General features: G+C 53.9%; 22 protein-coding genes. 9 read left to right on the plus strand and 13 right to left on the minus strand.

Annotated features, from left to right (window positions below; genetic code table 11):
• Positions 1–41: 41 nt before the first annotated feature.
• On the minus strand, positions 42–1,049 hold the full coding sequence (cobS, locus tag TH5_RS11960) for a cobaltochelatase subunit CobS (protein WP_114122063.1): 1,008 nt from the start codon (positions 1,047–1,049) through the stop codon (positions 42–44).
• 197 nt (positions 1,050–1,246) lie between these two features.
• Positions 1,247–1,891, minus strand: a complete 645-nt coding sequence (locus TH5_RS11965; RefSeq protein ID WP_114122064.1) for a J domain-containing protein — start codon at positions 1,889–1,891, stop codon at positions 1,247–1,249.
• Positions 1,892–2,051: 160 nt separating this feature from the next.
• Here TH5_RS11965 and TH5_RS11970 point away from each other — a divergent pair, with 160 nt between their 5' ends.
• The 3 genes from TH5_RS11970 to TH5_RS11980 all read left to right on the plus strand — a co-directional run bounded on the left by TH5_RS11970 (position 2,052) and on the right by TH5_RS11980 (position 4,327).
• On the plus strand, positions 2,052–2,342 hold the full coding sequence (locus tag TH5_RS11970; protein WP_114122065.1) for a BolA family protein: 291 nt from the start codon (positions 2,052–2,054) through the stop codon (positions 2,340–2,342).
• Positions 2,343–2,492: 150 nt separating this feature from the next.
• Positions 2,493–3,746 (plus strand): PQQ-dependent sugar dehydrogenase, encoded by a 1,254-nt coding sequence (locus tag TH5_RS11975; RefSeq protein WP_114122066.1) that lies wholly within the window; start codon positions 2,493–2,495, stop codon positions 3,744–3,746.
• A complete protein-coding gene (locus tag TH5_RS11980; protein ID WP_114122067.1) occupies positions 3,746–4,327 on the plus strand; it encodes a c-type cytochrome in 582 nt (193 codons plus the stop codon). The genes TH5_RS11975 and TH5_RS11980 overlap by 1 nt, the downstream gene beginning before the upstream one ends.
• 13 nt (positions 4,328–4,340) lie before the next feature.
• Here the strand turns inward: TH5_RS11980 and TH5_RS11985 are convergent, their stop codons facing one another.
• The 6 genes from TH5_RS11985 to TH5_RS12010 form a co-directional block, all read right to left on the minus strand.
• Complete coding sequence (locus TH5_RS11985; RefSeq protein WP_341866609.1) at positions 4,341–5,303, minus strand: hypothetical protein; 963 nt, start codon at positions 5,301–5,303, stop codon at positions 4,341–4,343.
• A gap of 446 nt (positions 5,304–5,749) precedes the next feature.
• The gene (locus TH5_RS11990; protein WP_114122069.1) at positions 5,750–6,337 is read right to left on the minus strand and encodes a DUF2889 domain-containing protein; all 588 of its coding nucleotides are present in this window, start codon (positions 6,335–6,337) and stop codon (positions 5,750–5,752) included.
• A gap of 129 nt (positions 6,338–6,466) precedes the next feature.
• A complete protein-coding gene (locus tag TH5_RS11995) occupies positions 6,467–6,916 on the minus strand; it encodes a CBS domain-containing protein (RefSeq protein WP_114122070.1) in 450 nt (149 codons plus the stop codon).
• A 239-nt stretch (positions 6,917–7,155) separates the two neighbouring features.
• A complete protein-coding gene (locus TH5_RS12000; RefSeq protein ID WP_114122071.1) occupies positions 7,156–8,430 on the minus strand; it encodes an HlyC/CorC family transporter in 1,275 nt (424 codons plus the stop codon).
• Positions 8,431–8,552: 122 nt separating this feature from the next.
• A complete protein-coding gene (gene aroB / locus TH5_RS12005) occupies positions 8,553–9,692 on the minus strand; it encodes a 3-dehydroquinate synthase (RefSeq protein ID WP_114122072.1) in 1,140 nt (379 codons plus the stop codon).
• Positions 9,689–10,291, minus strand: a complete 603-nt coding sequence (locus TH5_RS12010) for a shikimate kinase (protein ID WP_114122073.1) — start codon at positions 10,289–10,291, stop codon at positions 9,689–9,691. Before TH5_RS12010 ends, aroB begins: the two co-directional genes overlap by 4 nt.
• Positions 10,292–10,688: 397 nt before the next feature.
• Here TH5_RS12010 and TH5_RS25500 point away from each other — a divergent pair, with 397 nt between their 5' ends.
• From TH5_RS25500 to TH5_RS12030, 5 genes are all read left to right on the plus strand, one after another.
• Entirely contained in the window at positions 10,689–10,826 is a 138-nt protein-coding gene (locus tag TH5_RS25500) for a hypothetical protein (protein WP_167443535.1), read from the plus strand.
• A gap of 1 nt (position 10,827) precedes the next feature.
• Positions 10,828–12,810, plus strand: coding sequence for an antifreeze glycopeptide (locus tag TH5_RS12015; protein ID WP_244204897.1), 1,983 nt, complete (start codon positions 10,828–10,830; stop codon positions 12,808–12,810).
• 12 nt (positions 12,811–12,822) lie between these two features.
• Positions 12,823–13,761 carry a site-specific tyrosine recombinase XerD gene (gene xerD, locus TH5_RS12020; protein ID WP_114122074.1) on the plus strand — a complete coding sequence of 313 codons (939 nt, stop codon included), beginning with the start codon at positions 12,823–12,825 and terminating at the stop codon, positions 13,759–13,761.
• Positions 13,762–13,974: 213 nt separating this feature from the next.
• Positions 13,975–15,822, plus strand: coding sequence for a GGDEF domain-containing protein (locus TH5_RS12025; protein ID WP_114122075.1), 1,848 nt, complete (start codon positions 13,975–13,977; stop codon positions 15,820–15,822).
• Between the two features lie 77 nt (positions 15,823–15,899).
• A complete protein-coding gene (locus TH5_RS12030) occupies positions 15,900–16,295 on the plus strand; it encodes a hypothetical protein (RefSeq protein ID WP_147250096.1) in 396 nt (131 codons plus the stop codon).
• Positions 16,296–16,316: 21 nt separating this feature from the next.
• On the opposite strand, the gene TH5_RS12035 is transcribed toward TH5_RS12030, so the two are convergent.
• From TH5_RS12035 to TH5_RS12055, 5 genes are read right to left on the minus strand one after another with little or no spacing between them, the layout of a single operon-like run.
• Positions 16,317–16,961 carry a DUF459 domain-containing protein gene (locus tag TH5_RS12035; protein WP_114122077.1) on the minus strand — a complete coding sequence of 215 codons (645 nt, stop codon included), beginning with the start codon at positions 16,959–16,961 and terminating at the stop codon, positions 16,317–16,319.
• A 2-nt stretch (positions 16,962–16,963) separates the two neighbouring features.
• Positions 16,964–18,274: a CCA tRNA nucleotidyltransferase gene (locus TH5_RS12040; RefSeq protein ID WP_114122078.1), complete on the minus strand. Its 1,311-nt coding sequence runs from the start codon at positions 18,272–18,274 to the stop codon at positions 16,964–16,966.
• 51 nt (positions 18,275–18,325) lie between these two features.
• Positions 18,326–18,613 carry a hypothetical protein gene (locus TH5_RS12045; RefSeq protein ID WP_114122079.1) on the minus strand — a complete coding sequence of 96 codons (288 nt, stop codon included), beginning with the start codon at positions 18,611–18,613 and terminating at the stop codon, positions 18,326–18,328.
• Positions 18,614–18,632: 19 nt separating this feature from the next.
• Positions 18,633–19,268, minus strand: coding sequence for a CoA pyrophosphatase (locus tag TH5_RS12050; protein ID WP_114122080.1), 636 nt, complete (start codon positions 19,266–19,268; stop codon positions 18,633–18,635).
• Positions 19,265–19,846 (minus strand): DUF1285 domain-containing protein, encoded by a 582-nt coding sequence (locus TH5_RS12055; RefSeq protein ID WP_114122081.1) that lies wholly within the window; start codon positions 19,844–19,846, stop codon positions 19,265–19,267. The genes TH5_RS12050 and TH5_RS12055 overlap by 4 nt, the downstream gene beginning before the upstream one ends.
• Positions 19,847–19,961: 115 nt before the next feature.
• Between TH5_RS12055 and TH5_RS12060 the strand changes: the two genes are divergently transcribed.
• A complete protein-coding gene (locus TH5_RS12060) occupies positions 19,962–20,999 on the plus strand; it encodes an AAA family ATPase (protein WP_114122082.1) in 1,038 nt (345 codons plus the stop codon).
• Positions 21,000–21,001 lie beyond the last annotated feature (2 nt).

A 21,001-nucleotide genomic window follows, 5' to 3' on the forward strand; every position in this document is an offset into this window, starting at 1 on the left:
CTGGAATCAGGTCGCCGATTTGCTTTAACAATGGATGGTCCTTAACGGACCATCACATTGATGGCTTCTTCGGGCAGTTCCTCGCCAAAGCACCGCTGATAATATTCAGCCAGAATCGGGCGTTCCACCTCGTCGCAACGGTTCAGGAACGTCACACGGAAGGCATAGGATATATCCCCGAAAATCTCGACGTTTTCGGCCAGCGTAATAACGGTACGCGGGCTCATGACGGTCGAAATGTCGCCTGCAACAAACCCCTGACGGGTCAGATTCGCAAGTGCAACCATGGCCTCGATCTTCTTGCGGCCTTCGACATTATCGAACGACGGTACCTTGGCTGTAACGATGTTGGTTTCATCCGCAACCGAAAGATAGTTAAGCGTTGCCACAATCGACCAACGATCCATCTGGGCCTGGTTGATTTGCTGGGTCCCGTGATAAAGGCCGGTTGTATCGCCAAGACCAACCGTGTTCGACGTGGCAAACAGACGGAAATTCGGATGTGGATGGATGACCTTGTTCTGGTCAAGCAGGGTAAGCTTGCCATCGACTTCCAGAACACGCTGGATCACGAACATCACGTCCGGACGGCCGGCATCATATTCATCAAACACCATCGCGACCGGGCGTTTAAGTGCCCACGGCAGAATGCCCTCTCGGAATTCCGTGATCTGTTTGCCATCGCGCAACACAATGGCGTCCTTGCCGATCAGATCGATACGCGAAATGTGGCTATCGAGGTTCACACGGACACACGGCCAGTTCAGGCGTGCTGCAACCTGTTCGATATGGGTCGATTTGCCCGTCCCGTGATAGCCTTGGATCATCACACGGCGGTTATGGGCGAAGCCCGCCAGAATGGCCAATGTGGTATCGCGATCAAACCGATAGGTCGGATCGACCATTGGGACATGTTCGCTGCCCTGGCTGAATGCCGGAACTTTCATGTCGCTATCAATTCCGAACGCTTCGCGAACAGAGATTTTGATGTCTGGTGCATCCAGCGGATGTTCGGCGGCTGCACCTGTCGCTTCGTAACCTTGGCTCATAAGTACTCGCGCATTTTATCGGACCGGTGACGCGGTCTCGTTTGAAACTAGCTCATTAATAGCGGCTAAGATGCGCGTGACAAAGGGAAGATACGCAAAAAAACGTCTATCGCCGCAAATGGATCGAACAATGAAAAGGTCCGGAGCATGAATTGCAAGGCAGATTTTATCAAAATTTGCCCGTCAGCGATTTCTGATTACGTCGAAACACGCGCTTCCAGATCACGGATATAGCCCATCAGTGACGAATAGGCCGCGCTGATTTTCTTGAAGCGTTCCTCTGCAACCTTGTCCCCGCCATTGGCATCGGGATGATATTTTTTAGACAACGCCTTGTATTTCGACTTCAGCTCGTCCTTGGAAAACGGCCATGGAAGGTCAAGCGTTGCCATGGCCTGCTGCTGTTCGGACGGCATACCCATCGCCCCGGCACGACGCTGGGCATCTTCGCTTTTGCGTCTCCGATCCCCGGCAGGGTCACCACCGGGTCCATGATGAGTCGGATCACCGTCTTCGTTAAAGAAACCGAACCCGTCGCTGAATTTGAAATTGAACGGTTTCTTGGCACCACGAATATGCCCAAACCGCCATGTCGGGCGCTGCCAATGGGTATCTCGCCGGACATCGTTTTCGATGTCTTCGGCTTTCATGCCCTCGTAATAGTTCCAGGACTTGTTGTATTCCCGGACATGATCGAGACAGAATTTGTAATAGTCGCGCAGCTTGCGATCCTTGGGGGCACGAAATTCGCCATGACCTTCACATCCCGGCCACTCGCATTCGGGCAGGTCTGGTTCTTCGTGATAAAGGGTTTTGCGCTTGTTGCGTTGGCCTCGGTTCATCTGCGTCTATATGTTCTGATCATCCGGCTTCGCAATATCATACGGGTCGATTTAATGCGATAAAAGGCTTGAAAAACTGCCATCGCGTGCCAGAACCTTGCCAACAGTTAGATTTTCGCATTCATCAATGTGAAACACACCGAAACAAGAGGCCATTGTCATGCAGGTAGCCCAGCAGATTCGAGACATCCTGACCACGGAATTTGCTCCCGAGAAACTAGAAATCATTGACGATTCGTCAAAACATGCAGGCCATTCCGGAGCCGACCCGCGTGGTGAATCCCATTTTTCAGTACTGGTGGTGTCCAAAAAATTCGATGGCGAGAATCGCGTCAATCGCCAGCGGCTGGTTTACACCGCCCTTGACCAGCTTCTCAAGGACCGTGTTCATGCGCTGGCGCTGAAAACCATGACGCCTGCCGAGTATGCCGCAGCCCTTACCCGGAAATAACCATTGCGTTTATTCCGCATAGTGAAATCAACTTAGACGACCGTTATTTTTCGGCGCAATATCTGCCCAGAAGTTGCACGTGCGGTTCACTGCACATGCAACACGGGCGCTGGTCAAATCTGCGCCCGATACAAACGGGAGGACTATGTGATGAAAACGCGCCTTGTCGGGGCGAGCGTCGCCCTGTTTATGTCCGGAACAGCCTATGCGCAGGCCCCAGCACCGGACAATCTCGAAAAGCTTTCCAACTTCCAGTCGACCGGAACCACTGAATTCACCAGAATTGAACAAACCGGAGACTATGCCGACGGCATCAAAAAAACTCTTGAGCGCATTACCCTGCCTGCCGGTTTCAAGATCGCCCTTTATGCTGTTGTGCCCGATGCCCGACATATCGCGGTTGGCCCGCAGGGGGTCGTGACATTTGTAGGCACGCGCAAGGATAAAGTCTGGTCGGTGACCGACCGCAACAAGGATCGCGTTGCCGACGAGGTAAAGGACTTCGCCCCGTCTTTACGGTTTTCCATTCCAAACGGTCCATGCTTCTCACCCGATGGTATGCTCTATATCGCAGAACAGAACCGGGTTCTGACATTCCCCGCAGCCGAATTTTTCTATGAGAGCCCGGATGTTGCGGCGTTCAATGTTGTTAAACAGGGTGAACTGGTCCCGCCATCCGAAGAAAGTTATAATCACACCGCACGTGTTTGCAAAATCGGCCCGGATGGCAAACTATATATCTCGCTTGGGCAGCCGTTCAATGTTGCTCCCAAAGACAAGCTGGATCTGTATCGCGAACACGGGATTGGTGGCATCATCCGGATCAATATCGACGGAACCGGTCGCGAAGTTTACACTTATGGTGTTCGCAACTCGGTCGGACATGATTTCCACCCTGAAACTGGTGAACTTTGGTGGACCGACAATCAGGTTGACGGCATGGGCGATGACATTCCCCCGGGTGAGATCAACCGACAAACCGCAGCCGGTCAGCATTTCGGCCATCCATGGTATGGTGGTGGCGACGTTCGCACCAATGAATATGCCGGTGAAGAAGTCCCCTATGACGTCGTAATGCCGGCTGTGGAAACCGTGGCGCACGCCGCTGACCTTGGCATGAGCTTCTATACCGGCAAAATGTTTCCCGCCAAATACAGCAATGCTATTTTCTCGGCCCAGCACGGGTCGTGGAACCGCACAACACCGGTCGGGGCGCGGGTAATGGTGACCTTTATCGACAGCGACGGCAATGCGAGTACAGAACCCTTTGCCGAAGGCTGGATCGATGAAAACGGCGAATATCTTGGTCGTCCGGTCGATGTAGCGCAGCTTCGGGATGGATCGCTGATCGTGTCCGATGACCTTGCCGGTGCGCTTTACCGCATCTGGTACGAGGGCTCCTGATGCGGATAGTGCTTTTCATGATCCTCGGCGGGCTTCTGCCCGCCGGGGCCACCTTGGCGCAGGATCTTGATGCTGGTCGAAAAGTTGCGGGAATGTGCCGCACCTGTCACGGGCTGGACGGTTTTGCCCGCATCCCTATTGCGCCACACATCGGTGGTGAACCTTCGGAATATATCAAAGCCCAGTTATACGCCTTTCGCGATGGCAGCCGGGAACACGAAATGATGACCGTCGTCGCCAAAGGCCTGTCAGATCAACAGATTTCAGACGTGGCCAACTGGTACAACCATTTCGAAATCTCCACAGCATTCCCCACCGGAAAATCCGGCAACGATGCGCCTGAACTTTGCGTGGCGTGCCATGGCGCGAACGGTATCTCGGAAATGCCGGATGCCCCGAACCTTGCGGGTGAAACCAATATCTATATCGAAACTCAGCTAAAAGCGTTTCGGAACGGCAAACGCAATAATGAAATTATGTCACCGATTGCGGCTGACCTGACTGATGCAGATATCCAGGCGGCGGGCGACTGGTACAATTCCATTGAAATCAAAATCACCGACCCGGCCAAACCGAACTGATCTGATCTGATAATCAGCTATCGGGACGCAGAGCGCCCGAGACATCAAGGCCAACCGTCATTGCAGCAATGATATTTCCGGTATCGGGATCGACAACCGGCACTGTCACCTGCGATAGGAAGGTACGGGTCGATCCATCAAAATAGATATCGGCGATCTGGCTGAGATCAGGGTCCTGCCGGATAACAACTTTGAATTTCGGTTCGTCGGACTGGTCGAAATCTGATGTCAGACGGTTCATGCCGATCACCGCCCCCTTGGTGTTGAAGACAAATATTTCCGCGATATTGTCGGCATCGTCTTCCTGGAATGAACGCAACATACCGGAAAGGGGATTTTCAAGGATCTCGGTCGCCTTGGCACTGGCAACACCGAGTTCACTCTCCCGGCGCCATTCACGATCCAGATCGGCAAGTGCCCCTGAGCGCATATCGGCCATGTCCAATGCAGACCGGACCGCTGCAATCAGCTTTGGATTACCTGCCATCGTACGGATCATCGGCAATTGTTGGCGAGTGATAAGATCGCGTTCCCAATCCTCAAGTCGCATGGGCAAAGTTTCGCAGGTGCGAAGTGCCGTGTTCAGGGCCGCAATCAGATAGGGATTGCGGCGAGTATATTCGCGCCCAAAATAGACAACAAGCGGTGCATATCGTTCGAACTGAATGTTGAACTGGGTTTCATGATGCCCCATGTCGTCGCGTGCGGCTTCAAATGTCTGCTTGTCCACCAAGGCATATTCTACCCGCCCGGCCAGAACCTGCGAGATCAGCGAGTTGATGGACGGCACCTTGGCGATTTCATGATAGCCCTGCTCGGCTAGCCACTCGGCCTCGTTCGAACCAAGGATGGCACCAACAGACAGCAGACTGTCAGGTGCCGGGATTGCCGCGAAACTGCCCTGCTGCCCGGCTGCTGAAATCCAGACCCATTTTTCGAGGGCCAGCGGCAAGGTAGGGTCGGCATATTCGTCCATAATCGGGCTTATCCGCGCGAGAAAGAAGCCATCCGCCTGCCCCTTTCTGACCATTTCCCGATTGCGCTGGCGGGGTGCAATTGCAATTCCGTACCCCACTCCGATCCGATCGAACGCACAATTCAATACGTTTATGGAATAGCCTTGAAGAATCCCATCCTGCAATTGCTGATACGGGGGTTGCAGATTGGTTTGCAGGATCAGAAACGCATCCTCGCCAAGTGACTCGGGAGAGTCCTGTGCTTCCGCGGACGAACTATTCAGGATTAAGGCAAAACAGAATGCAGCCAGACAAAGTCGCGGAATGCGGATACAAGCAAATGCCGATTGTCCGAAAAGATGTCGTCCCCATGACTGTGCGTGGCGTCCCATACAACACCTGATTTTCATCGAAAACCCATCGCAGATAATATTGTGGCTGATTATTGTCGTTACAAGATCGGCGCTCAGTCGCCGGTATACATATCCGGAGCGATGCGCTTGACCGCAGCACCGTCGCTGCGCCATCCATGACAGCTATTGACCAAGGGGGACCTGCGTTTTTTAGGCGGGTTCGATGCGGTGACGTCCTTTTCCTGCTGTTTACGCCGTTCTTCGGCTTCCCGGGCACGGATGGGAAAGATTGTCTGAAAGGCAGTTGTTGCCACCGGTCCCATCAATTCTGTCAGATGGGTGCATCCGTGAATACCGCCGACCCTTTCGCGGATCTGCTGTTTCAGCCCCGGCCCGATCCGAAGCCCGACCAGTGCCTCGTAATTCGGGGCGATTTCATTACAGGCATTGAATGGTGCATGGTCTGTGACGGCTTCGACCCCGTTAATCACCATGTCATCCCCAACGGTAATGCGCAGCCACATTTCATGGATTGGCACGCCGGCCGGTATTTCCCCACGGTCGTTATTTTCAAACCCATATGTCTTGGTATCAGTAATATGGCCTTCGATATCCCAAAGACCGTCCTTGCGGCGATATCCGGTGCAGGTGACATTGCGGGTGTGGATATGTTCGCGCTCGGCGGGGCTGGACAAGGGCATGGCGTATCTCTCCTTTACGTAAACGTAAAGACATTAACCGCTACGTTGTCAACCTTCAAAAACGCAAAACGGCTGACGCGCAAGCCCGCATCAGCCGCCATAAAGCATAATACATCGACAGAATCTGATTTACGCGACCCCGTAATCGGACCCGAAAATAAACTTCTCGCGTTCGCGCAAATCCTCTTCGAGCTGTGCCTTGACGACATTGAAAAGGTCACGAATGGAGACCATGCCGACAACAGTTTCTCCATCAACCACCGGAAGATGGCGGTAACGCCGGGCACTCATCAATTCCAGAGCATTCATTGCCGTGTCATCGGGACCAAGCGTATCGGGATTGGCCGTCATAACCTGTTTAAGGGGTGTTGATGCCGCATCCAGTCCTTTCGCCACAACCCGGTTCACAAGGTCGCGTTCGGTAAAGATACCGGCAAGTCTGGCACTGTTATCAACAATGATCACGGCACCGATCTTGCGTTCGGTCATCATATTGACGGCATCCATAACCGAGTCTGCGGGATTCAAGGTTGCGATCGACTGCTCTTTGACCACACCAGGTACGATTTTCGTATCCATATTTTTCTCTCTGCGGGTTGCTGTTGCCACGTGCCCTGCCCCGATCAGATTGCCTGAAACAGCGCTTCAAACGCGCATTGGGGCCCATATTTTGCAAGTGGCCCTGCAATCACATCGATCAAGACCTTTGATGATCATTTTAACCGATAAGTAGATTTAACAGAACAGTTTTACACCGAACAACGCAAAACAGGCAGCACGGCTTCCCATACTGCCTGTTTATTTTAGCGGGTTTGGTGCTAATTCAGCTCGTCGGTGGCGACTTCACGAACTTCGCGCAATTTGATCCGCGTGATCTGATTGCGAATACGGCGCAAGACTTCGAATTCAAGCCCGTGGAAACGGAACTGCTGCCCGACATCGGGAATACGACGGGTCTCGTAAAGCAGCAAACCGGCAACAGTGGCGGCTTCTTCATCCGGCAGGCGCCAGCCAAATCGACGGTTCAGATCGCGAATGGTTACATCCCCACGCACGATGACCGAGCCATCCGTTTGTGGTTGGACCCCGACAACCTCGACATCGGTTTCATCGGCAATATCGCCAACGATTTCCTCAAGAATGTCTTCCAGCGACACAACACCTTCGAAGGCACCATATTCATCCACGACGATGGCAAAATGTTCGTGACGTTCCTTGAACGCTTTAAGCTGATCGGCGAGCGTTGTGCTGTCAGGGATGAACCATGGTTCGGAACTCAGCGCGCGAACATCTTCAGCCGTTTCCGGTTTGGTCCCGCGAACAATTGCCTTCAACGCCTCCCGCGCATGCAGGACACCAACGATATTGTCCGGATCCTTGTCATAGATCGGGATACGCGTGTGCGGGCTTGCAAGAACCGTATCAAGAATTTCTTCCATCGGTCGGGTGATATCGATCATCTGCACCTTGCGACGGTGCACCATGATTTCCCAAACCCCGACATCTTCAAGGTCAAGCACCCCATGCAACATCGTGCGTTCGGCATGGTGATCGCCGACAACCACATCATCGGCATGCAGCTCGATCGCCCCGCGCAATTCACGTTCCCGGTCCGTGCCTGGCCCCTCGCCGCTGCCAAACAACCGCAGGGTAGCACGCACAATCACCTGAATGCTCTGGGTTACGGGGGCAAAGAGAACAACCAGAATACTCATCGGTCGCGCAACACGAAGCGCCATGCTGTCAGCATGTTGCAACGCGTAGGTTTTCGGCAGGATTTCCGAAAAGATCAGAACAAGTGCTGTCATGGCTGCGGTTGCGTAAACCACACCGCGTTCACCAAACAGTTCGATCATGACGGACGTCGCCAGGGCCGAGGCCAGAATATTGACCAGGTTATTGCCCAGCAAAATCGCCCCGATCAAACGTTCCTGATACTGACGTAACCGGTTGACGATACCTGCGCGTACATCCCCATCCTGTTCTTTGTGATGCATCACCGGCTTTGATGCCGCTGTCAGCGCAGTCTCCGAGCCAGAAAAGAAAGCCGAAAGCATCAGCAGGATAAAAATCACGACAATCGTGATTGTCATTCAGGTCCGTCTCCAATGGTATACACAACAGATCATCACATTGTGCTGTTGCGAGGTATCAGGTCAATCATCGATCCGGCAAGTCATCGACTTCACAGCGATTTATTTAGCCCTGCCCGATATCAGGCGTGACAGGATCGGGTAATGGCTGCACGCATTTTCTGAATATCCATCGCCTTGGATGTAAAGGCCTTGCCGATTCCACGCGTCATCACAAATGTGATCTCGCCGTCGCTCACCTTTTTGTCGCGCGACATATGTCGCATTAAACGGTCGATGTCCCAGTGCATGCCGGACACTTCAGACGCACATACGGGTAATCCGACAGATTTAAGATGACTGACAATCCGGTCTTTTTCACCAGCTGGAGCCATCCCCATGGCGCTGCAGACATCATGCGCAATGACCATGCCCATCGCCACCGCTTCGCCATGCAAAAGCTTTGCGCCGTATCCGGTTTCGGCTTCCAGCGCATGGCCGAAAGTGTGCCCAAGGTTAAGCAGGGCACGTTTTCCGGACTCGCGTTCGTCCTGCGAAACGATTCGTGCCTTTGCCGCACAGCTTCGCATTACGGCAGTACGGCGTTCCGGGCCATCATTGTTCAGAACGGCTTCGGCATTGCTTTCAAGCCAGTCGAAGAATTCCGGATCATCAATCAGGCCATACTTAACGACTTCGGCATAACCGGCCAGCATTTCGCGGCGCGGCAATGTATCAAGTACCGCCGTATCAGCCAGAACCAGACGCGGTTGATGAAACGCCCCGACAAGGTTTTTGCCCGATTTCGAGTTAATACCGGTCTTGCCTCCAACGGAACTGTCGACCTGCGACAGCAGGGTTGTCGGGATTTGAACAAAATCAAGACCGCGCAAAAGCGATGCGGCAACATAACCGGCAAGATCACCAACCACGCCACCGCCCAGCGCGATGATCAGGGTTGAACGCTCAATACCCATCGCAAGGATCTGTTCAACGACATCCTCGAACACGGCAAAGCTTTTGGATTTTTCACCCGCCGGAACGATAACTTCGCGATGTGCAATTCCGGCAGCATTCAACGAAGCCAGAACCGTTGGCAAATGACGGTCTGCGACCATCGCATCGCTTATAATGACGACACCGGCCTTTTTAACGAACGATGCAATATGACCGGCAGTATCTGCGAGAAGGTTACTACCGACCAGAATGTCATAACTGCGTGCGCCAAGTTCAACGCGAAGGACATCATGACTTTTTGCAGCGGGGGTCGTCTGATTGCTCACCGGATTATGTTCCCGTCTTTATCAAATGAACGCGCAAGCAGGGCCAGAACCCCATCACGCGTTTCTTCCTTGGATGATTCGTCACAATCAAAAATGATGTCAGCCCCGGCATAGACCGGATAGCGCGCCTCAATCAGGTCAGCCAGTATCTGACGCGGATCACCATTGTTCAGCAGCGGGCGATGCGTGCGCCCGCTGGTACGTTGCAGCAGCAGATCAAGGTCGGCACGTAGCCAGACAGAGATAGACTTTTCAAGAATAAGCGCACGGGTTTTTTCGCGAATAAACGCACCGCCACCCGTCGCAAGCACGAGCGGCTCACCATCAAGCAAGCGGGCGATCACACGTTCCTCACCATCGCGAAAGGCTTCTTCGCCATACAGCTTGAATATGTCGGCGATCGAACAGCCTGCGGCTTCCTCGATCTCACGATCGGCATCGACAAAATCCAGATCAAGCGCCTTGGCGACCATCCGTCCGATGCAGCTCTTTCCAGCCCCCATAAGGCCGATAAACACCAGCGGTCTGCCTTTCAGGCTTGTCCGGATACTTGCAAGCACGTCATCGCGCAAACCCGACTCGGCAATATTGCTTTCCATGATCGGTTTGCAGTCCTGTCTTTAATCCGGTTATCACACAATTTACCCATTTCTTTAGGCCAGCTAAGGCGTGAACGCAAGCAAACCGCACTGTTGACCGACAAATTCCTTTGTCACATGGGGGATCTACGCACTATCGGGTAGCCGGGCCATTTGCATACCAACAGAAAACTTTTGCCAATCGCGTTAACCCTCTGTGAGGACCCAGACCCTAAACTGCCTTTATATCGCCGAATTGGAATGTCAGGGAAAAGGTTCGGGGAACGGGGTTGGAAAAATCACAGGCTGAATTCATGGCTTAGGGCCAAAGCGGTTCGGCTCTGTCTTGCATCTTATACCGGGCTCCGCATACTGATCTTTGCGCATATCGAACCAAAGCACCGAAGTCTGGATAACCATGAAGATAATTTCGCGTCTCATTTTATTGCTGATCATTGCCGTCATCGTTGGTGGCGCAACATTTCTGGTCACCTGGGATATACCGTCACCGACGACCCAGATGGAAGAAACCATTCCGAATTCGAGGTTTAACTGACATGCGCTTGCGTTCTCGCCTGCTGATGCAATCCTGTTTCATCACCATGATGACAGGGACCGGAATCACTTTGCCCTCGGCTTTTGCCAATGCGCAGGCACCGGTGCCGCTGTTTTTGAAACAGGAAGCAGAACAGAACGCAAATTCACAGTCCGAGCAGTCCTCCCCTACCACAAACAACAATTTCGGTCAGGGTACGGCGACACAAACCGAAACATTCCCTAGCGACCCCGATGCTGTACAGACAGTAACCCTCCAAGCGGTCGATGCCGAAGCAGTCGGCACACTGGGACGTGAACGTGGCGGACTTGGCGTTGATATGTGGAATGGCACCAGCCGTGAAACTGCTGCGCGCCTGCTTACGGATCTTCCGGCAACCCCCGCCACACACACGGCCCGCGATCTTTCGCGTCGCCTGCTACTGAGCATCGCGGCAGTTCCCGATGATCACAAGGAAATCAGCATGCTCGAAACGCGTGCGGCCAAACTGATCAATATGGGGGAGCTTGATGGTGCAATTGATCTGGTTCGTGCCACTCCGCAAGGCGCACGCGGTTCGCTTCTGGCCCAGACAGAAATCAATGCCCTGATGATTTCCGGAAAACTTGACGATGCCTGTGCCGCGATTGATGGATACGGCAACAGTTTTGATGATCTTTTCTGGCTCAAGGCCGCTGTCATGTGCGCCCTTCATGCCAATGACCGCGCATCGGCCTCGTTCTCGACCGATCTGGTCCGCGAAATGGAAGGCGAAACCGACAAGACATTCTTTGGTCTGGTTGCCGCCATCCGGAACGGTACCGCCGCATCTCCGGACATTCTGGTCAATCTGCGACCGATTGACATCGCCTTGCTTGAAATCGCCAAACAAAACATCCCGACCAGTCAACTTGAGACCGGCAATCCCTCCGCCATTCTTGGATTGGTCAATGCGTCGGCAACATCGACCGATGTCCGGCTTGAAGCCGCACGGAAAGCTGAAAGCCTGGGCCTGATTGATGCTCCCCGGTTGCGCGACATATATGGCGCAGTGTCATTTGATGCCGATACACTTATCAACGCCCTTGATGCTGCCCCCGAAGCCGTCCCGGCCCGTCAGTATGCCAAACTTTATCAAGCGGCGGGCAAAAGTGACGTTCCGGCGGTACGTGCGGAAATCCTCGCGGCTCTTTACGAGAGTGCAATCATCAATGGTGATTTTGCACAGGCATCCCGTCTGACATCTGATCTTCTGGCCGATATCCCCGTGAATGGCGATTTTTCCTGGTTCGCAATTGATGCGCTGAAAGCCTCGGTCGCAGCAGACAATATGGAACGTGCGTCAGGCTGGCTGCAAATCGCCAAGAATAACGCCAATCCGGGGAACGACATCGAATCCCGTCTGATCCTTCTATATCCGGTTCTTGCACTTGCCGGACTGGAGGATACCGGTGCCTCGATGATGGCCGAGGCCGATGATGCGTCCAACGGCAGCGTTACGGTTAATCTGCCCGATGATACGGCCGCGACACCTGTGCGATACGGACTTGGGGGTGCTGTGACACTTACCCCGCCAGCGACGACATCCGCTCCGATGAACGACGCTCAAGCCAAACATCGTGCCCGCATGGCAGAATGGCAGGAAATGGACGCGGCGCGTGGCGATCAGATACAGGCAAAACGTGATGCAGAACTGATCTTCAGCCTTTTTGACGGGTTCGGAATCGAAGTGCCGGTCGCACTTTGGAATGTGTCTCTGACCGCCCCCTATCTTGACACGCGCCAGACTGTCAGCACGGCTGTCAGCCATCATCTTGAAACCGCAGCAATGAATATGCAACGCGGCAAGACGGTTGCCCTGACCATTCAGGCACAGCAGGTTGCCAGTGCTCCGGAGGGGGACCCCAAGGACCTCTCGGATGCGGTTGCCGCACTCAACCATATCGGACTGACACAGGAAGCACGTCGCCTTGCCGTCGAAATACTGATGGCACGCAGCCAGTAACGGATATGAATTGTGGCCCAGCCGCCTAACAGCAATCTTGTCGCTGCCTTTCTGGAAATGATGGCGGCAGAACGTGGTGCGAGTATTCATACGCTCGACGCGTATCGTCGCGATCTCGAAGATTATGTTGCTAGTCTGACCAGGCAGAAATCGGACCTTATCGGCGCGCAGGACATACATGTTCGAAAATACATGGCATCACTTGGTGATACTGGTCTGGCCCCCCGCACGCAGGCCCGGCGTCTTTCAGCAGTAAGGCAGTTTCACAAATTCCTGTATGCCGACGGATATCGCAATGACGATCCATCCGCCCATATTGACAGCCCCAGACAGGGCAACACGCTACCCAAGTTTCTGACAATTGATGAAATTGATCGGCTGATTATCACCGCAACCCGCCATGACGGCATCAAAGGCAAGCGGCTTCTGGCAATGGTGGAACTGATGTATGCCACAGGCATGCGCGTTTCGGAGCTGGTTGAACTGCCTTTTTCCGCCGCGGCGCGCGATCCGCAAATGTTGATAGTGCGCGGCAAGGGAAGCAAGGAGCGCCTCGTGCCGTTGTCCGATCCGGCACGTGATGCTTTGCGAAACTACCTTGAAATCCGGGACTCTTTCATTCCGATGACCAGGGCGAAACAACCCGGCCACTCACCCTATCTGTTTCCGTCGCGCGGGAAGTCCGGTCACCTGACACGGCAAATGTTTCTGAATATGGTCAAAGACCTTGCCGCCGAAGCCGGAATCGCCCCGTCACGGGTATCACCGCACGTTTTGCGTCACTCGTTTGCCAGCCACCTTCTGGCAAACGGCGCTGATCTGCGGAGTCTGCAACAGATGCTAGGTCACTCCGATATTTCGACGACACAGATCTATACGCATGTTCTCGAATCGCGATTACGCGGCCTTGTGCAGGAACATCATCCGCTGGCGCAATTGCTGCGCGGTTGATCACGATCCGCCCGGATCGTCAAATTTGTCTAGCTTTCCGTATAAGAATACTCGACCAAATTCTGCAAAAAATGTCGGTTTTCTGCGGATGTCACATATTCGTAACTGTACTGTCATCAGGTTGTTGCCGATCCTGCGATAGGAGCGGTACATCATTCATGATGCTTTGCTAACCAAAGGATCGGTAAAATTTTTCAAGATCGGGGAACAGCCTTGGCATTTGATGCGGAGGACGAACTGACAGCTGACAGATCGGAGGGGCCAGCTATCCGCCTTCGAAACTGGAAGCAAATCGTCGAGAAAGTCGACTTTGCCTTTCAGCCCATCGTCAATCCGCATACCGGTCATGTTTTCGGATATGAAGCCTTGCTGCGTCGCTGGGAAGACAGCGGCTTTAGCTCGATCCAGTCTCTTTTCGATACCGCCTGGGAAACCGGGAACCTGCACGGTGTGGATATGATGCTGCGCGAGAAGGCGATTGCAAAATTCGCGCGTCTGCCCGAAGCCCGCCGTTTAAAACTTTTCTATAATTTTGACAGTCGCGTTGTCCGCACCCGGGATTATCAGCCCGGTCGCACCGCGGAACTCCTGCGCAATGCCGGACTTGAACGCGACACCATCTTTCTTGAAATTTCCGAACGGCACGACATCAGCAACGCTCAGTACCTTCAGGATATCCTGCTGCGATATCGCAGTCAGGGTTTCAAGGTCGCAATTGATGATTACGGCAGTGGCTTTGCCCAGTTGCGCGCCCTGTATGAATGCGAACCCGACATTATCAAGATTGACAGGTTTTTCATCGACGGCATTGATCGCGACCGGCGCAAGGAACTGTTTGTATCGCAGATCACCGCTTTCGCGCATATGATTGCCGCACAGGTTGTCGCCGAAGGCGTTGAAACCCGAGAGGAATTTCTGTGCTGTCGCCGGATCGGGTGCGATCTGGTTCAGGGTTTTTTCATCGCGCGGCCATCTGTCGATTTACCAGAACGTACCGATATTGTGCCTGCCATTTCCGGTGTTTCACTGGAAAACCGGCGCGGTGTTGAACGTGATGGTGATGTGCTGCGGTCATACCTTCTTGAAACACCACCAATCGAAAACAATATCAACCCGGTCGAGATTCTATCCTATTTCCAGAAAAATACAGACATTGCCATCGCACCGGTTATCAACCGGCAAGGCGAACCGCTTGGGGTTATCCGGGACTCTGATTTCAAGGCATTCATCTATACCCCGTTCGGGCGCGAGCTTTTGCAAAATCCGGCGAACCGAACCAATATCAGCCGGTTTTTACGCCGTTGTCCCATTGCAGACATCAATACCAGTCTCTCAGAACTGCTTGAAACTTTTGTGGCAGCAGACTCGCTTGACGGTGTGATCCTGACCGAGAACGGACTTTATCTTGGGGTTCTGGATCAAAGTGCACTGTTACGCGCTGTCAATGAACGCAACACGCTTAATGCCCGCGATGAAAATCCGCTGACGCGCCTCCCGGGGAACAGTGCCATTTATCGATATGCCGCAAATGCACTCGCCAAACCGCGTCGCCGTCGATTTGCTGTCTATTTTGATTTCGACAATTTCAAACCCTTCAACGATCTATATGGATTCCGGCAGGGTGATCGGGCCATACTGCTTTTCAAGGACATACTTGGCAAAGCACTTAGCCAGAATGACTGGTTTGTTGGCCATATCGGTGGCGATGATTTCTTTGCCTATGTTCAGTCGATTGATTTCGAGGATGCAGTCAGCGCGGTGCAACGTGCCCAATACATGTTCGATGAACAGATCAAAAGCTTCTATGATGCCAAAACCCGCGATCAGGGTTATCTGATCGGCAAGGGACGTAACGGTGAAACAAGCGAATTTCCACTTATGACCGTAAGTGCTGCATTGGTTCGTATCCCGCCGGAGCGCACGGATATCACCCTTGATCACATATCGATCGAAGCAGCCAAGCTAAAGGCAACAGCTAAAAATAGCCCGACCCGATTTGCCAGCGGTCATTATGATGCCACGGATGCTGTCACGTCGATGACGCCACCAGAAGTCCGGTAAACCTGCGTGGTTCGCCTTATCGTTGCAAATAACGCTTTTCTTTAAAATCGCCGACGCTAAAATCCGGGACTAGCAGCATGCCCGTTGTGCTGCCCTTAGCAACAAATGTATCGAGCTATCCCGACATTATGGTCAGCGTTACCAGCACGTCTGAAATTCTGCCGCCGATCCCGGTTCGCCCTGCGAGTCCGGTTTCTCCGCGTGCATCACAGACCCAACAGGATCAGCAGAAACAATCCGTCGAGCAGGTCGCAAATTCGATCCAGCTTTCGGAACACGAAATCGAACGTGTTCAGCGTGCGGCGGAAACAGCACGCAATGAACGCCGGTTTCAGGACGGGCAGAATGCCTTAACGTTGGAAAACAATCAGGCCGAAGATGCCGCGAATGGTTATGGCGCCAAGGGGCAGTCTAACGGTAATTTCGTCAACGCACCCAACAGCCGTGGCAGTCTAGTTGATTTACATGTCTAGCAGAACGGCAATATCGCGGCCTTAAAGCCCGATTGCGCGTTTCCAACCATCCCAGTTCCAGATCAGTTCTGCAACCCGATCATAACCGGCGCGGTCCGGGTGGTATCCATCCCCGCGACGAAGCGCACGCTGCCAATCCTGATCGGCAAGGGTTGTGGCATGCAAATCAAGATATGGTACATCAAACCCACGTGCCGTTTCGGCATATATCTGGTTAAGTCCTTCAAGGCGTTCGTTGATTTCCCTGCTGGACTTGCTGCCATCAATCACCGCCTGTGGTCCTATCCACAATGTCGGTGCCAGCTTTGATGCCTCGCCAATGATATCGACGGCATTGGCTGCCGATTTGGCAGGGGAAACCCGCATCGTGGTTTCTTCACCGCGATCTTCGGCATGATTGGCGTCATTCACGCCAAAGCTGAACATCAGGATCGTGGGGAATTCCGCCACCATACGAAGCTCTGCCTCGAACTTCCAGCGGGTTTTAAGCCCCTCACTGGTTTCAGCACGAATACCAAGATTGTAGATCGTCGTTTCGCGCTTCGCCTCGTCCAGCAAACGGCGACCCAACCGCATTGGCCAGCCCCCCTTTTCGCTGTCGCGTACACCATTGACCAGACTGTCACCAAAACAGCAAATGCGATGACCTGTAACACCTTCGGCCATAATTACTCCTGCAACTTTGCGGCACTTTGCGCCGCCAGATAGGCCATCAGTTCGTCGGGCCCCGGTACAAAGGCATTGGCAAGCCAATATTCCTCGGCAAGCTTTAACAACCGCCCCATTTGCGGCCCGGCAGGAGCAAGACCGGCCACCAAAATGTCACGTCCCTGTATCGGCAACTTCACGGGAACCCAGTCGTTTGCCGCCTGCAGCAAACCCTGCCATTGTTTGTTTTCAACACTCCCCGGGCGGGGTGGGACCGAAGCCCGGGCGGCCCAGGCGATCAGAACCGCATCACGAAATGCGTCGACCCCCAAACGATAAAGATCACGGCGGGTTGTGTCCTCGGACATATCTGCGCTGATCAGGCTGGCATCGGAAATCATCGCAGCGAACCGTTCGGTTTCATCGTTTGATAATCGTAGTCCCTTACCAAAATCGGTTGCAGCCAGAAAATCATCATCGGTATTTTCCGGCGCACGATAAAGGGCTGCCAGGCGACGCAATGGATCGGGCCTGATCGCCGGATCTGCAAGGGCGTTACTGTCAAGCCATTCCATCATACGAAGCCGCGACGTATCTGCCAGATCCGGCAATATAACGGGTAAGACTTTAAAGCCGATCATATCCTTGATCGTGGCGGCGGGACTGCGGGAACGTAGCAGTTTCAGCGTTTCATCACGAAGACGTTCCGGGGAAATATTACGAAGCCCATGGGCCCCCTTTCGACATGCTTCGGCACCAATCGGATCAAGCGGCGGTCGCCCGAACCACGCATGAAAACGGAAGAACCGCATAATACGCAGGTAATCCTCTGCGATGCGATCCTCGGCAATGCCAATGAAGCGCACCCGCCCTTCGCGCAAATCGGTTTCACCATCAAACGGGTCGTAGATCGTCCCGTCCTGATCGCAATAAATTGCATTGAAGGTAAAATCGCGACGTTTGGCATCGCCAAGCCAGCTATCGGTGAAGGCAACCTCGGCATGGCGGCCATCGGTTGTCACATCAATGCGCAGCGTCGTGATTTCATAGGTAGCCGCATCGGTGACCGCTGTCACCGTGCCATGTTTAAGCCCGGTTGGGACAACTTTCAGTCCTGCCTTTTCAAGGGCGATAACCGTTTCTTCCGGTTTCAGATCGCAGGCAATATCCACATCGACCAAATCGCGCTTCAAAAGTGCATCCCGCACAAGGCCACCAACAAAACGTGCCTTGCCGCCGTGTGCAGCAATTGCGTCAAAAACGCGTACCGTATCAGGATGGGTCATGATCCCGTAGGGCTGCAAATGGCCTGTTGCTGTCAGTGCGGTCATCGGTAAATCTTTGCTGGCCGGAAACCTTGCAAGCAGATGGCTTGTTCCGGATTATTCCTTGGGTTCGAAATATCCCGGCTGAACGACGCCATCCTTCAATGTCGGCGCATGATAGATGGAATCAGGCGATGCGCCAGTCCCAAGTGCCGTCGCAATCAGGATTGCCGCCGCCAATGCCACACCGATACCAAGCAGCAAAAGCCATGGCCCTTTGTCCCAAGGCGGGATCACATCATGGCCTTCGCGAATGGCCTTTGCCCGTGCCCATTTAAGCCACAGACCATAAACCAGAAACGGCAGGATAACGGGCAGGACGATCTGGATAATCTGTCGCAACATTACCAATGGTCTCCATTCATTATCGCTCTGCGCTGGCCTTCAGGACTTCGCTGAAATTCACCAGCATACCCGCCGTTGCCCCCCAAATGTAATACTCCCGGTACGGAATGGCGAAATAGCGCCGCTTCGCCCCTTCAAAGGTCACGGTTTGCAGTTTCTGGTTTCGAGGTTCAAGGATGAATTCCAGCGGTACTTCAAATACTTCTGCCACTTCATGCGCATCTGGCGCAAGGTCGAAAGGCGGCGTGATCAATCCGACAACCGGCGTTACCTGATATCCGGTTACGGTATAGTAATCATCCAGACGGCCGACCAGATCGATATGCACACGCGCCAGTCCTATTTCTTCCTCGGTCTCGCGCAGTGCGGTTTCTTCCAGCGTATTGTCATTGTCCTCCTGGCGGCCACCAGGAAAACTGATCTGCCCGGCATGATCACTAAGATGGTCGGTACGGCGTGTCAGAATAACATGCAAACCTTCATCGCGCTGCACCAGTGGCACCAGAACCGCAGCCGGACGGGCGATCAGTTCTCCTTCGGCAAAGGCACGCGCCCGTGATTTCGAACCGGGATAATCGACCGCATGATCTCCGCGCCGCTGCAGGATATCTCCGCGCGGTGCGTTCAGTGCTGCAATGATCTGGGCCGGTGTCATTGGTCAGCCTCCAAGGTCCCGATCTCGAAGAACTTGTTGTGACTGTAAACACCGATACGCACTTTGCCGGTCTCCGGTTCCATAATCTCGTCGGCCATATCGACCAGCTGGTAGAATACCGCCCGGTTCAACCGCGCTTCAAGCCCGCGATCGAGCTTCACATAAGGCGATGGCTCACCTGTTTCGGAGTCGTGTTCCACCCGCAAACCGTGGCTTTCATCAAGCTCAACCCACTGATCGATATTGGTTCTGAGCCGAATGACCGATGCTTCCCCCTCGCCGGTTTTTTCCAGCTCGACTGCAATAAAAGCAACGTCTTCGACCTCGATGCGGGCCATCTCGGCCGGTGTCACCAGCCAGTGGCCTCCCTCTTCGTCTCGCTGCAACACAGATGCGAAGAGTTTGACAAGTTCGATACGGCCAATCGGCCCACCTTGATAGAACCAGGTTCCATCCCGACCTATAGACATAGGAATGTCACCACAGATCTGCGGATGGCGTCCGCCTGCCGGTTTTCCGGCGCGAAGGCGAGTCCAGAGCTTCTCGGCAAGATCGACGGTTTTTTCGTTTTTGCTCATGCTATACACTTGAGTCCGGAACCAAAAGATTGCGCACCTGTTTTACGCTGATACCATCCTTCTTGGGGAACCGGCATCCATTACCGGCACAACAGAGGAAGCAAAGTTTCCTGTCATGACAAACGCGCCACGTTTTCCCGAAGAAATGGGACTCTCACAAGACAGCAGCCTTGAACGCGACGCAGCGCGACTTGACGCCTGTGTTGGCCGTTTGGACGAAGCCCGCAAGATGGTTTCATCTGTTATATTTGGGCAGAATGAGGCCGTAGAGCAAACACTTATCGGCATTTTATCTGGTGGTCATGTCCTGATGGTCGGTGCGCCCGGCCTTGGGAAGTCATTACTTGCACACACATTGGGCAAGGTCCTTGGCCTTCTCGACAAACGCGTTCAGTTCACCCCAGACCTAATGCCCGCCGATATCCTCGGCTCCGAAGTTCTCGAAGAAGGCGCGGATGGCAAACGCGCATTCCGGTTCATCAAGGGGCCGGTATTCTGCCAGTTACTCCTGGCTGACGAAATCAACCGCGCCAGTCCGCGTACCCAGTCCGCCCTGTTGCAGGCCATGCAGGAACGCGAAGTTTCGGTGGCCGGTTACAGCCACAAGCTTCCCGAACCTTTCCATGTCCTGGCGACCCAGAACCCGCTGGAACAGGAAGGCACCTATCCACTGCCCGAAGCACAGCTTGACCGTTTCCTTCTGGAAGTCCGGTTGGGCTATCCCGATCAGGATGAAGAACGCCGCATCGTGACCGAAACCACCGGACGTTATCCGGTGCGCCCAAGGCAAGTTCTTCAGGCGGACGATCTGGCCGAGGCGCAAGATTTTGTCCGTCGTCTGCCGATGCCTGACCGCGTGCTTGATACCATCATCGCCCTTTGCCGCGAATGTCGCCCAGAAAGCACGCATATGGCCGATATACGCGATAATGTTGCCTGGGGTCCCGGCACACGCGCGGCACAGGCGCTGTCACTTGCCTGTCGTGCGCGAGCCATGCTGTTTGGGCGTTTCGCTCCCTCAATCGAGGATATAGAAGCCCTTGCCGTTCCGGTTCTGCGCCATCGCTTCGGTTTGACTTACGGGGCCCGGGCCGAGGGCTTTACCGCACGGGGTCTGATTACCAGCGCACTGGACTACCTGCAGGAGAAATAGGA

It is taken from the genome of Thalassospira xianhensis MCCC 1A02616 (assembly GCF_003326475.1).
GTDB classification, from domain to species: Bacteria; Pseudomonadota; Alphaproteobacteria; order Rhodospirillales; family Thalassospiraceae; genus Thalassospira; species Thalassospira xianhensis.